This is a genomic window from Paenibacillus sp. JNUCC32 (assembly GCF_014863545.1).
Lineage (GTDB): Bacteria > Bacillota > Bacilli > Paenibacillales > Paenibacillaceae > Paenibacillus_AQ > Paenibacillus_AQ lautus_A.
The window spans coordinates 4,905,049-4,919,104 of sequence record NZ_CP062260.1; the positions used below are offsets into that span (position 1 = coordinate 4,905,049).

The window sequence follows — 14,056 nt, forward strand, 5'->3', positions numbered from 1 at the left end:
CAAAAAAGAGGCCGTATACCTGCACAGGTACGGCCTCTTACTTGCTCATCAAAGAATCCGTGCAGCTGCGTTCCTTGGCCGGTCCCCCGCTAACGGATCGTAATGACCTTCTTCTCCGCTTTCATGTATTTCACGAACATGCCCGCATAATCGGGATCCCACTGGGTTCCCCTACCAGCTTCCAATATGCTCAACGCATCCGCGGATTTCATGCCGCTGCGGTACGGCCGATCCGACGTCATGGCATCATAGGCATCGGCCACCGCAATAATCCTGCCGAACAGCGGAATTTCCTTTCCCTTCAGCCCGTCAGGGTACCCGCCTCCGTCATAGCGCTCATGGTGGGAGCGCACCCCCTCCAGGTAAGGAGCCATCGCATCGGCAGGCTCGATTTGCAGCAGAATGTTCTCCCCTTGCGCCGGATGAGCCTTTACCTGATCGAACTCCTCTGCCGTCAGTTTCCCTTCCTTCAGCAAAATGTTGTCCCTGACCCCGATCTTGCCGATATCATGCAGCAATGCCGTCTTATGCAAAAGATCAACCTGCTCTTCGCTTAGTCCGGCCAGACGGCCGATCAACACCGAATATTCCGCTACCCGAAGCGAATGGCCGGCCGTGTAAGGATCTCTGGCATCCAGCGCCGCCGCCAAAGCGGCAAAATAACTGTCCAGCAGCTTGCGATTCCGTTCCTCGCGCACCTGCAGCCCGCGGACCATCATATTAAAACCCGCGATCAAATTGGAAAATTCATCGGAGTAGAGATTGGAGGTCTGAATCAGACGGCCCTCCTTGATCTCATTCATCGCCCGGTACAGCTGACGGATGGGACGCTGCAAATCCTGGGTCAAGAGCCAGGCGCCGATATAAGCAAATCCGACCCCAAGCAGCAATATAAATCCGGCCCAGCCCCAATACTGCTGGGCTACAATCTGACTAAGCCCCTCCAACCGGATCTGCACGGCCAAACTGAACAGAAATAGCGGAAAGGTGCCGATCAGCATCGTACTCAGCAGAAATTTCGTCCGAATCGCCATGAACACATGGCCCTCAAGAGAGAAATCCACGCCATAACGCGACAGCGCCTGCCGCCGAACTTCCTTGATCAAAGGGCGAATGGCGGCTATGGTGAGGAAAAATTCGATCATGGCATGACAGCTGGCCAGCAGGACCGCCCCCAGGCAAGCCAGCCATATGTAAAACGGCGGGAAATTCAGCTTCCCCTGCTCCATCATCCAAACGGTAAGCAGAATGGCCGGAAGCGACAAACCGAGCAGATGCGGTCCGAATATGCGATATACCGCCAAACGCGGCATACGGTGAATGCTCAAATACGCTTTTTCCAACGTTTCCAAATCCGTATGGCCTTCATCAAATCCCGCGTGAATCGGCCGTAAATGGCGAAGAAAGACCGTCAGCTCCGATGCGACCATTACCATGAACGAAATGGCCAATATGAGCATTAGACGCACGCCTTCCCGGGTGGGAATCTCGAGGGTCGTTACCATTAATACGCCACCCACAACAAGCACAGCTGCAATGGACCCGATCATATAGTTCCGGATTAGCTGTTTAAGAAAAGACTTATACAGTTGCATGGAACGCCTACTTTCATTAAACGGATAATAAACATCGGCAAGGCATATGCGATCCGAACGTATTCGACATGATGCTACAAGTTTAAGAGCTCGGCAGCAGAATTTGCAAGAAAAAACTGTTAATATGAATATCGTAGGATTTCAGGAAAAAATCAAGCGTTTTTGCATATCATTCTAATATTCGTTTGAATATCTTTGCTTATTACATGCAGTTGTGCTATAATAATTAATTGTTACACGAAGTTTAACCCCGTAAGTTCCTCGAAACATGGTTATTTACATCTCTGTTGAAGTGCAAATTCCTATTTTATGACCCTAAAAGTATGAGTTTTATGGAACGGTTTTCTGATTCACACTGGAGCGGTCATCGGAGCCGCAAGGACGAAAGAGAGGCAGGGCTTTTGTCGTTTTAGAAGCAAAGATTCTTGAAGAAACTTCAAATACGGAACCGACTGTGCAGCCGTAAAGGCGCCAGGGGTTAAATTTTATAAGCGCTATTAAGCGCACAATGAAGGACTCGGCCTTTGCCGGGTCCTTTTTCCATGGATGCGCCGCCATTTCGATTCTTCGAATCCCAAAAGACCAGTGACAGCCGCCTAAACGGCTGCATATGATACCGGAGACGATCAGTATTCGGAAGGAGCGTGCAGTTTTGAAGAAAAAGAAAAAAAACTCGTCAACATCTTCTAACCAACCCTTCAGAGTTGACCCTAGTACCAGGGAACTCGACCTGTTGGGGCGGGGTAATGGACGCAGTCCTGAAAAAGAAAAAGAAAAAGAAACAGAAACAGTACAAGATAAAGAAGCCCGCATTCTTTCAACATTACCCCTCGCGGATCCGGAAGAGGATCTCATCGGCATTTTCGAATTAAGGCAGCAAGAAAGAGAAGAAGTCATCAAACCCGTAATATTAGACGAAGCTATTTCCGTATCAACAGAGGTTACTGCATTTTCTGATGCCGTGACGGTAAATTCCGACTCCGCCGCGGCAGCAACTGACTCCACAGCATTATCTTCTACGGATTCCGTGACACTGTCTTCTGCAGATTCTTCCATGACATTGTCTTCTGACGATTTGACGCTATCTTCCGATCCTCCTTCCCTGCCGAACACGGAAATCGAGCCGGAGCAGTTGATTCTTGAAAAGGAAATGCCAGAAATTAAAGGAGCATTTATATTTACAGAGGACATAGGTGAATATGCCATAACCGAGAACCGGATCGCCTCCAAGTCGATTACGGCTTCCAAGCTTGCTCGTGGAGCGGTCGGTCCCGAAGCGCTGCAAGACTATAGCGTTTCCAGCCTTCATCTTGCAGACGAAGCCGTGACCTCAAGCAAAATTGCTCCATTGTCGGTCACGGGCGAGCATCTCATGGATGGAATCTTATCGACGCGCAAATTCAGGGACGGCTCGGTCAACGCAAGCAAAATCAAGGATGGCAGCATAACTACCCAAAAGCTGGCGGACCATGCCGTTGAAGGGAAGAAAATAGCCGACGGAGCTATTACAGCAAGGCACCTCGAGCAGCTGCTCGTATCGACGGAGCTGCTGGACGACCAATCTGTCATTGGAGAAAAAATCGCATCAAGCGCCGTAGAAACCCGGCATATATCCAATGAGGCGATTCACACTTCCAAGCTTGCCGACAATGCCGTCACGTCATCCAAAATCCGCGATGGCGCCATCACCGGAAACAAAATAGCGGATAGCGCCGTAGACGGCTCCCATATACAGCAGAAATCCATTAACAGCGACCATATCGTCAGCAGGGCCGTGACATCGGAGCATATTGCCAAGGGAAGCATCGGCCCCGACCAAATTGCTGTTAGAGGCATTGGCGCCGACCATATTCAGAATGGATCGCTGGGCGCCCGCCATCTGGAAGACGGTGCCATAGGGCCTGATCAGATTCAGCCTGGTTCCATCGGTCCCGAACAGATCGACGTCAGCGCCGTGTCCACCCGGCACTTGAGCGATTCCAGTATAACGAGCTCCAAACTTGCCGATCAGTCAGTCCATACAGCCAAACTGGTCGAGCAGGCTGTTACGGCCTCAAAAATTGCTGATCAGAGTGTTCTCCCGAGTAAGATTGCCAATGAAGCTGTACAAACCCGTCATTTGGCTAAAGGGGCCGTAGAATCATCCCAAATCGCTTCGGAGGCTGTTCAAGCCCGGCATCTCTCTCAAGATGCAGTGAAAGCAAAACATATCGCAATCGGCAGCATCTTACCACAGCACTTTGCTCCTGAAAGCGTGCTCGGTGCGGCAATCCATTCCAGAACGATTGGAGAGCAGCACATGGCGGACCGTTCCATCGCGAGACAGCATCTTCAGCGAGAATCGGTTGGGGAAGAACAGCTTGCACCCGAAAGTGTAACGGGCAGCAAGCTGGCGTTGGGCTCGGTTGGCGGCAGCATCATTAGGCAGAGTGGCGTGACTTCCAGCAATATCGCAAGCCAATCCATTCTGCAGCAGCATCTGGCTGCGGACAGCGTCGGAGCACATGCCATACAAGACGGGGCGATCCAATCATCGCATTTGACCAACGGCTCGGTTGCCAGCTGCCATTTACAGACCGAGAGCGTAGGAACAGAAGCGCTTGGACGCGGAGCGGTAACGAGCGACAAAATTGCCGAAGGCAGCGTAATCGAATCTTCCATCGGCGAAGGGGTTATTGCACCTCGGCATCTGGCAGACCATGCTGTAACGTCCCTGAAACTGTCACCGGAAAGCGTGTCGACCGACAAGCTGGTGGATCTTTCCGTTACGTCGTCCAAACTTGCCGAAGGCAGCATCACTGGTGACAAAATAGCATCCCAAGCCATTCGTTCCACCCACCTGTCAACCCATTCCGTCGCCAAGGAAGCCATTCAGAATGGAGCCGTTACCTCAGACAAAATTGCCCAGCAGTCGGTTGAGGGAGTGCATCTTGGACTGGAATCCATCTTGGGCAAACATATCACCCAAGAAGCAATCCACGGCTACCATTTGAAAAAGAAATCCATCACGCTAAACCATTTGGCTGACGAGAGCCGATCGCCCGATATGCTGTTTGCCGACGGAAGCATTCCAGGAGCGAAGCTTGAATCGCAATCGATTACGGAAGACCACCTTACCCCTTCATCTGTGTCGGGGACCGTATTGAAAACAAACGCCGTTAGCGGAGAAAAAATCAAACCGCTCTCCATCTCGGCAGTGCATCTGCAAGAAGCGAGCGTCCTTTCGGACCATCTTGGTTTGGAAGTGGTCAAATCACAGCATATTGAGGATATCGCTGTAACCGATCGGCATATTGCGTCAGGCTCGATCAGCGCAAAGCATATCCGGAACGAAAGCATTGAATCGTCGCACATCGAGAACGGTGCCGTTCTTTCCGAGCATATTGCCGGAGAATCGATCCATGGAAACCATCTCAGTGAAGGGGCTGTGGCATCCAAGCATATAGAATTATTCTCTATTCAAAGTCACCATCTCGCCCCTTACTCCGTCAACATGGCCCATCTGGCGGATCAGTCTGTCGGCCATGTCCACTTGCAACCGGATAGTGTGGGAGTCGATCAGCTGCAGCCTGGGTCCGTCAAATCAAGACAATTGGCAGAAGGTGCCGTGCTTCCCCATCATTTGCAGACGCACAGCATCACCACGAAGCATATTGAAGCCGGTGCGATTACAACGGAGCTTATTCAGGATCACGGGGTTACGGGAGCAAAAATTGCTCATGGAACGATCACCGGCTCAAACATTGCGGCAGGTTCTCTGAACGGCTCGAAAATAGCGGAGGGCTCTATTGAAAGCCGGCATCTCGGTCCGGACGCCTTTGATAACTTCAACCTGGCTAACGGCTCCGTTACGGGGAGCCAAATCGCCAAGGAAACCATCACGGGTGCGAACATTGCGGCTGGTGCTTTGAACGGGTCCCAGATTGCCAAGGGCTCTATCGAAAGCAAGCACCTCGCTCCGGACGCTTTTGATAACTTCACTTTAGCCGAAAACTCTGTAACAGGAAGTCAAATTGCTGGGGGAACCATCACCGGCGCGAACATCGCCGACGGCTCCTTAGACGGATCGCAGATTGCCGAAGGCTCCATCGAGAGCAAGCACCTCGCACCGGATGCTTTCGACAACTTCACCTTAGGAAAGGGCTCTGTTACGGGAAGTCAGATTGCTGAAGGTACCATCACGGGCGCGAACGTCGCCGATGGGTCCCTGAAAGGTTCGAAGATCGCCGAAGGCTCCATTGAAAGCCGCCACCTCGGTCCGGACGCTTTTGATAACTTCACCCTGGCCGGCGGATCTGTATCCGGAAGGCAAATCGCTAAGGGAACCATCACGGGGGCGAACGTCGCCGACGGCTCCTTGAACGGGGCGCAGATTGCCGAGGGATCCATCGAATGCAAGCACCTTGCACCGAATGCTTTTGACAACTTCACCTTAGACGAGGGCTCTGTTACGGGAAATCAAATCGCTGAGGGAACCATCACCGGAGCGAACGTCGCCGACGGCTCTTTGAACGGGGCGCAGATTGCCGAGGGCTCCATCGAAAGCAAGCACCTTGGACCCGACGCTTTTGCTAACTTCACCCTGGCCGGCGGATCTGTATCCGGAAGACAAATCGCTAAGGGAACCATCACTGGCGCGAACGTAGCCGACGGCTCACTGAACGGGGAGCAGATTGCCGAGGGATCCATTGAGAGCAAACACCTCGCACCGGATGCCTTTGATAACTTTACTCTGGCCGAGGGCTCCGTTTCAGGAAGCCAGATCGCTGAAGGGACTATCACCGGCGCGAACGTGGCCGAGGGATCCTTGAACGGTTCCCTGATTGCAGAAGGTTCCATTGAGAGTAAACACCTCGCACCGGATGCCTTTGATAACTTTACTCTGGCTGACGGCTCTGTTATAGGAAGCCAGATCGCTGAAGGGACCATCACCGGCGCAAACGTGGCCGAGGGATCTTTGAACGGTTCCCTGATTGCAGAGGGTTCCATCGAGAGTAAACACCTCGCACCGGATGCTTTTGACGACTTCACCCTGGCTGACGGCTCTGTTACCGGAAGCCAGATCGCTGAAGGTACTATCACTGGCGCGAACGTGGCCGAGGGATCTTTGAACGGTTCCTTGATCGCCGAAGGATCCATTGAGAGCAAACACCTTGCACCGGATGCTTTTGACGACTTCACCCTGGCTGACGGCTCTGTTACCGGAAGCCAGATCGCTGAAGGTACTATCACTGGCGCGAACGTGGCCAAGGGATCTTTGAACGGTTCCTTGATCGCCGAGGGATCCATTGAGAGCAAACACCTTGCACCGGATGCTTTTGACGACTTCACCCTGGCTGACGGCTCTGTTACCGGAAGCCAGATCGCTGAAGGTACTATCACTGGCGCGAACGTGGCCGAGGGATCTTTGAACGGTTCCCAGATTGCAGAGGGCTCCATCGAGAGCCGGCACTTTGGACCGGATGCCTTTGATAACTTCACCCTGGCTGACGGCTCTATTACCGGAAGCCAGATCGCTGAAGGTACTATCACCGGCGCGAACGTGGCCGAGGGGTCCTTGTACGGCTCACAAATCGCCGAGGGCTCCATCGAGAGCCGGCACCTTGGACCGGATGCCTTTGATAACTTCACCCTGGCTGACGGCTCTATTACCGGAAGCCAAATTGCTGAAGGGACTATCACCGGCGCGAACGTGGCCGAGGGGTCCTTGTACGGCTCCCAGATCGCCGAAGGTTCCATCGAGAGCCGGCACCTTGGACCGGATGCTTTTGATAACTTCACCTTGGCCGAGGGGTCTGTTACAGGAAGCCAAATTGCTGAAGGCACTATCACTGGCGCGAACGTGGCCGAGGGATCCTTGAACGGTTCCCTGATTGCAGAGGGTTCCATCGAGAGTAAACACCTCGCACCGGATGCCTTTGACGACTTCATTCTGCCCGAGGGCTCTGTTTCAGGAAGCCAGATCGCTGAAGGGACTATCACCGGCGCGAACGTGGCCGAGGGATCCTTGAACGGTTCCCTGATTGCAGAAGGTTCCATTGAGAGTAAACACCTCGCACCGGATGCCTTTGATAACTTCACCTTGGCTGACGGCTCTGTTACCGGAAGCCAAATTGCTGAAGGTACTATCACTGGCGCGAACGTGGCCGAGGGGTCCTTGAACGGCTCCCAGATTGCAGAGGGCTCCATCGAGAGCCGGCACCTTGGACCGGATGCCTTTGATAACTTCACCCTGGCTGAGGGGTCCATTGAGAGCAAACACCTCGCACCCGATGCCTTTGACAACTTCACCCTGGCTGACGGCTCTGTTACAGGAAGCCAGATCGCTGAAGGTACTATCACTGGCGCGAATGTGGCCAACGGGTCCTTGAACGGCTCACAAATCGCCGAGGGATCCATCGAGAGCCGACACCTTGGACCGGATGCCTTTGATAACTTCACCCTGGCCGAAGGTTCCATTGAGAGCAAACATCTCGCACCCGATGCCTTTGACAACTTCACCCTGGCCGATGGTTCAGTAACAGGAAGCCAAATTGCTGAAGGGACTATCACTGGCGCGAACGTGGCCAACGGGTCCTTGAACGGCTCACAAATCGCCGAGGGATCCATCGAGAGCCGACACCTTGGACCGGATGCCTTTGATAACTTCACCCTGGCCGAAGGTTCCATTGAGAGCAAACATCTCGCACCCGATGCCTTTGACAACTTCACCCTGGCCGATGGTTCAGTAACAGGAAGCCAAATTGCTGAAGGGACTATCACTGGCGCGAACGTGGCCGACGGGTCCTTGAATGGTTCCCTAATCGCCGAAGGTTCCATCGAGAGTAAACACCTTGGACCGGATGCTTTTGATAACTTCACCTTGGCCGAGGGGTCCATTGAGAGCAAACATCTCGCTCCGGGTGCCTTTGACAACTTTACCCTGGCTGACGGTTCTGTTACAGGAAGCCAGATCGCTGAAGGGACTATCACTGGCGCGAACGTGGCCGAGGGATCTTTGAACGGTTCTCTGATCGCCGAGGGATCCATTGAGAGTAAACACCTTGGACCGGATGCTTTTGATAACTTCACCTTGGCCGAAGGTTCCATTGAGAGCAAACATCTCGCACCGGATGCCTTTGATAACTTTACCCTGGCTGACGGTTCTGTTACAGGAAGCCAAATCGCTGAAGGCACTATCACTGGCGCGAACGTGGCCGAGGGATCCATCGAGAGCCGGCACCTTGGTCCGAATGCCTTTGATAACTTCACCTTGGCCGAGGGGTCCATTGAGAGCAAACATCTCGCTCCGGGTGCCTTTGATAACTTTACCCTGGCTGACGGCTCTGTTACAGGAAGCCAAATCGCTGAAGGGACTATCACTGGCGCGAACGTGGCCGAGGGATCTTTGAACGGTTCCCTGATCGCCGAAGGTTCCATTGAGAGTAAACACCTTGGACCGGATGCTTTTGATAACTTCACCTTGGCCGAGGGATCTGTTACCGGAAACCAAATCGCTGACGGGACCATCGAGAGAAGACATCTTAGACCGGACGCTTTTGATACCTTTACACTCGCTGACGGCAGCATTGACGGCGACAAATTAGGCAAGTCGGCTGTCGCTAGCGTTCATATTTCCGACGGGGCTGTAACCGGCCAGCAATTGGCTGAATCAGCAGTCACTGCACAGCATCTGGCCTTCACGCCGGTGCGCAGCTCAAGCGGGAAGCCGAAACTTCAGCAATTTGGAATGACCCCCTTTGTATTGACAGGGGCCGGCACTCAGACCGAGGTGACCGTCCTATTCGATGAACCTTATGCCGGCATTAACTATGTTATCGTGGGGATGAGCAACAATCCTGGCTTCCAGATCTCACTGAAATCCCAGCGCGAGGATGCAGCAGTTCTGGAAGTGATCCGCCAGCCGAATTGCAGCCTTTCCTACGGCTTCGTGTCCTGGATTGCCCTTGGCCCTTCACTGTAACCAGAATATCAAGCCCAAAAACGGCTCTCCTATAGCGATAGGAGAGCCGTTTACACGTTATTCATGCCATCGTCATTCTAATGAATCGCATACTCTACCAGCCTATGTTTCCGAAGGAAAAGGGCGTGGATTGTTTCAAATACGGCTTACGAAATTAAAGCCTTGCATAAGGATATGGATGAAACGCCTGTTCATAACGCGAGTCCCCGTAGTATTCAAAATAAAAAAGACGAGCTTAACGCTCGCCTTTTTTATTTTCGAAATTGTCTGCATGTATGAAACTTGCAGTCATCAAGTCCGGCGGGAGGATGAACCTATATGCCAATTATACCGCGCGTCCTCCTCCTTGTGCTGCGCTTCCCCTGCCCCCGGCCACCTCGTTCGTATGATTGCAGCGTAACAGCCCGAGATGAACAACACCGCAGCTGCAATGATATACGTAGTCCGGACGCCGTATTCGTCGGTGATGAACCCGAACAGCAGCGTGGATAGGCCAAATACCAGCGAAACCATCGCGCTTTGAGCCGCGTACACCTTCGGCAACAGATGAACGGATACGCTTCGCTGCAGAGTGGTCTGCAGCGAGACGGATTTCAGCTGTTCAAAAACGCCGAAGCCTGCCGAGAACATAAGGGCCAGCCAAGGCACCGAGGTCAATCCAAAACCTAGCGTCATCAGACTGATGCCGAAGGAAGAGCAGATGACGAACTTGCGAATATTGCGGTCGATCAGCCCCCCGCCTCTCATTCCGAACAGTCCGCCCAGCATGAGTCCCAGGAAAAAGCTTGCGTTGATATATCCCCACCACGCCTCCTCCCTGTGGAGCACATCAGCCACGTAAACGTAGATGATCGCTGCGATCCAGATCACGCCTGCCATCGTCTCCAATACATAAATCACATGAATCGCCCGAAGGGAAGGCTGCTTCCAAATGAGTGCCCAGCCTTCTTGAATGGAGCGCCCTTTCGAAACGCGCGTCTTCTCTTTCGGTTCCGGGGCGGCTTCATGCCGATCCTCTATAAGTTTCATGAAGACTGCCGCTGCCAGGGACAGCGCAAAGGTCAGTCCTATCACGCTGCTTCCGCCCAAGACTGCGACCAGCAGTCCCCCAACCGCCCAGCCTCCCAGTTGGATCATCTGATCCACGATGGCAACAAAGCTGTTCGCTTTCGTTAACTCGGCGGCATCCACCAGACGCGGCAGCATGGCATGGCTGGCAGGTGCAGCCCAGCCATCGAGCAAGGAGATGAGAAATACGAATCCGAGAATCGCATAAACCGTCGCCTCCTGCTCTCCCAGTGCATAGCAGGTTACCATCAACAGGAACAGCACGGCCGTTTTTCCGATCTGAGACGAAACAAGCAGCGACTTGAGGCTGTACTTGTCCATTAAAACGGGCGCAAAGCTCCCGCTGATAAACCGGGCCGTCGTCGTAACGAAAGGGATCATGGCCATCAACATGGCAGATCCCGTAATCCCATGGATCATAGTCATCAGGCCGACAATGTAAAATAAATCGCCGCTATTGGCGAGCGCCTGGCCTATCCAGAGATATCGAAAGGATTTCCGTTTCATCTTTCTACCCCAATTCTGTATTTAGTTGTGCGGGTTGGGTAGAAAAACCTACATATTCTGGCCTCCGTTCATTTCATATGACTCATATAGTAACATCCTTCATGTCTTCTGTTAAGCTGCTCGGTATTTTTCAATCCCTCCTCATTTCAGCCTTGGATTCGCACAAACGGCGTAACCGGCCTGGTATATCCCTCCATTCGTCTATTTTTTATCCCGGACTAAAACTATTTGGCCCTCTCCACGGTCTAATGATCAGTCAAGCGCACTCAAGTACTTGAGTTGATCCCATCAATCCGGCCAATGAATGAACAGATCAACGAATTCGTGCCATGACATGTATACTAGTGCTAGTAGTTAGGAGTGAGTGAACTGAGAGCGAAAGAATCGAAGCAACAACAGTTCAGCGAACATATCGAGAAATGCAAGAACAAGTTATACCGGGTGGCCTATTGCTATGTCAAAAACGAGCAGGAGGCACTGGACATCGTCTCGGAAGCGACCTATAAGGGATACCTCGCTTATGAGCGGATGAACGCGCCGCAGTATTTTGATTCTTGGATGACCCGGATCGTCATTAACGCTGCCATCGACCATCTCGGTCGCAAGAAGCGGTTTACCTATATGGAAGACCAGGCCCAGGACTACGCGGCTGCAGAGCATGGGGTCCCGCTGGAGGAGAAAATGGATCTGTACGATGCGCTGGACAAACTGCCGCCGGAGGAGAAAACCTACATGATTTTGAAGTTTTTTGAGGACCTGCGCTTTAGGGAAATGGCGGATGTGCTGTCATTGTCCGAGAACACCGTCAAAACCAGGTTTTATCGCATTATCGGAAAATTGAAATCTTATTTAATCGAGGGAGAGGTCGATAGCCTATGACAGGAAAAGAACGCTACGAACACATTGAAATCCCCGCTCAGTTAACAGGCGTCATAGATGCTGCGCAGAAAAAGGCGGCCACCCGTAAACGATCCAAACGTATGATGAGGTATTCTTCCGTTGTTGCAGCGGCCGCTGCCCTGCTGTTCGTGGTCAATATCCCAACGGTAGCCAATGCCTTATCCAAAGTACCCGTGGTGGGCAGCATCGTTCAGGTGCTGCAATTCGGGGGCGGCGGCGAGCGGACCGACGGCGTTACCGTAGGAACGGAAGCTTCCGAGGATGTATTCAAGATTCATTTTGATCAGGAAGGCGAGTCCGTTTCCAGCGTGCCTGCCTATACCGTCGACCATAGAGATGCCCCGAACCGCCTTATTTTCACGTTTAACGGGGTTCGAAATTTTGACTATGATACCATCAAGAAAGACATGCTGGCGCTTCCGCTGGTGAAGGATGTTTATGAAAATGTGATTCTGGACGATTCGGCCATGCGTTTTGTCGTTGAGCTGAAGGACGGCGTGAAGCATTCCGTATCGGAATATAAAGATCCCGGCTATTTGGAGCTGAAGCTTACTTCCACCGGCGAGCCGGTAACTCCGCGCGAAGTCTTCTATATCCGCAGTGAGACGATGCCGCAAGGGGAATCCCTGGCCATTCTTGAAGAGATTTACTTGGAAGACGACGTGACCTTCATTAAGGCGGCCGGCGGGGACTTTATCGCGGTCATCGGCGGATTCGATACCCGCGAGGCTGCCGAGCAGAAGCTCGGCGAAATTTCGTCGCGCGAGACCTACGGCGATGATCTTCGCATCGACAGCTGGATGAGCAATGAGCGCCCGGACTAACCGGTAACACATGAAAAAAGCACCGCTCCGACAAGTGTTGGAGCGGTGCTTTTTGATGATCACATTATCAGGTTCGGTTGTACCTCCAGCTCCGGAAGCAGCTCTTCCTGCCGCAAAGAAACGTTATGCGTTTTGATGAGGATAGATCATGACTTTGACGCTGGTGTCCTTTTGCGTGCGGGCAAGCTCCACGGCTTCCTCGATCTGATCCAAAGAAAACTGGTGGGTGATGATGTCCCGTATGCGGCTGCCCTTGTTCTGCAGCATCTGAATAGCGGCCGGATACGTATTCGCATAGCGGAACACACCGTATACATCCAGCTCGGCGTCAACCAAAGCGCCGATATCCACCGGAATGGCATCCTTTGCAGGCAAGCCTACAAACACGATGCGGCCCCCGCGGTTCACATAACCGATGGAATCCGCGATGGCCCCGGCATTGCCCGATGTTTCGATGATGAGATCGATTCCCTTGCCGCCCGTAAGTTCGACCAATCGCTGGGGCACGGATTCGTCCATGGGATTGATCACGCCGGAGGCCCCCATCTGAAGGGCCAGATTGCGCCGGTAATCCACGACGTCGCTGCCGAATACCTGTGAGGCTCCGGACATTTTGGCTGCCTCCATGGCAAGCAGGCCGATCGGGCCCAAACCGAGCACCAGCACCCGGTCCTCCGGCCGGATACGCCCGCGGCGTACGGCATGAAGGCCAACGGACAGCGGCTCAAGCAATGCGCCCTCCTCGAAGGACATTTCATCCGGCAGCCGGAACAGGAAGTCGCTGCGAACCGCAACGTATTCGGCCCAGGCACCGTCAACCGGAGGAGTCGCCATGAACACCACGTCCGGGCACAGGTTGTAGCGTCCGCTTTTGCAATAGGCGCATCGCCCGCACGTAACGCCCGGCTCTACGGCCACGCGGTCACCGACGGAGACATTTGTCACCTTCTCCCCCGTTTTCACAACGACTCCAGCCAGCTCATGTCCCAGAATCAACGGCTCCTTCACCTCATACCTTCCGATCCGTCCATGCTCATAATAATGCACGTCCGAACCGCAGATGCCGATGCAAAACACCTGAATCAAGGCTTCATCCGGCTTCGGCTCCGGAATGGGCACCTGCTTCACCCCAATGGATAAAGGACGATCAAGAACGGCGGCAGACATCAAATTAGGCTGCGACAAGCTGCATTCACCTC

Annotated in this window: 7 protein-coding genes; 3 read left to right on the forward strand and 4 right to left on the reverse strand. The window is 53.1% G+C overall.

Annotated elements, in window-relative coordinates:
• Positions 1–89: 89 nt before the first annotated feature.
• Both JNUCC32_RS21765 and JNUCC32_RS21770 read right to left on the reverse strand, forming a co-directional pair.
• Complete coding sequence (locus tag JNUCC32_RS21765; protein WP_192569809.1) at positions 90–1,595, reverse strand: HD-GYP domain-containing protein; 1,506 nt, start codon at positions 1,593–1,595, stop codon at positions 90–92.
• Between the two features lie 330 nt (positions 1,596–1,925).
• The gene (locus JNUCC32_RS21770; RefSeq protein WP_192569810.1) at positions 1,926–2,651 is read right to left on the reverse strand and encodes a hypothetical protein; all 726 of its coding nucleotides are present in this window, start codon (positions 2,649–2,651) and stop codon (positions 1,926–1,928) included.
• On the opposite strand from JNUCC32_RS21770, the gene JNUCC32_RS21775 reads away from it, so the two are divergent.
• Positions 2,650–9,558 (forward strand): WIAG-tail domain, encoded by a 6,909-nt coding sequence (locus JNUCC32_RS21775; RefSeq protein WP_192569811.1) that lies wholly within the window; start codon positions 2,650–2,652, stop codon positions 9,556–9,558. The genes JNUCC32_RS21770 and JNUCC32_RS21775 overlap by 2 nt on opposite strands.
• Positions 9,559–9,849: 291 nt before the next feature.
• Here JNUCC32_RS21775 and JNUCC32_RS21780 read toward each other — a convergent pair whose 3' ends face one another.
• Entirely contained in the window at positions 9,850–11,133 is a 1,284-nt protein-coding gene (locus tag JNUCC32_RS21780) for an MFS transporter (RefSeq protein WP_228468801.1), read from the reverse strand.
• A 360-nt stretch (positions 11,134–11,493) separates the two neighbouring features.
• Here JNUCC32_RS21780 and JNUCC32_RS21785 point away from each other — a divergent pair, with 360 nt between their 5' ends.
• Together JNUCC32_RS21785 and JNUCC32_RS21790 are read left to right on the forward strand one after the other, a co-directional pair.
• Positions 11,494–12,012, forward strand: a complete 519-nt coding sequence (locus JNUCC32_RS21785) for a sigma-70 family RNA polymerase sigma factor (RefSeq protein WP_192569812.1) — start codon at positions 11,494–11,496, stop codon at positions 12,010–12,012.
• The gene (locus JNUCC32_RS21790) at positions 12,009–12,857 is read left to right on the forward strand and encodes a DUF4179 domain-containing protein (RefSeq protein WP_192569813.1); all 849 of its coding nucleotides are present in this window, start codon (positions 12,009–12,011) and stop codon (positions 12,855–12,857) included. The genes JNUCC32_RS21785 and JNUCC32_RS21790 overlap by 4 nt, the downstream gene beginning before the upstream one ends.
• Positions 12,858–12,980: 123 nt before the next feature.
• On the opposite strand, the gene JNUCC32_RS21795 is transcribed toward JNUCC32_RS21790, so the two are convergent.
• Positions 12,981–14,042 (reverse strand): NAD(P)-dependent alcohol dehydrogenase, encoded by a 1,062-nt coding sequence (locus JNUCC32_RS21795; RefSeq protein ID WP_192569814.1) that lies wholly within the window; start codon positions 14,040–14,042, stop codon positions 12,981–12,983.
• Between the last annotated feature and the right edge of the window lie 14 nt (positions 14,043–14,056).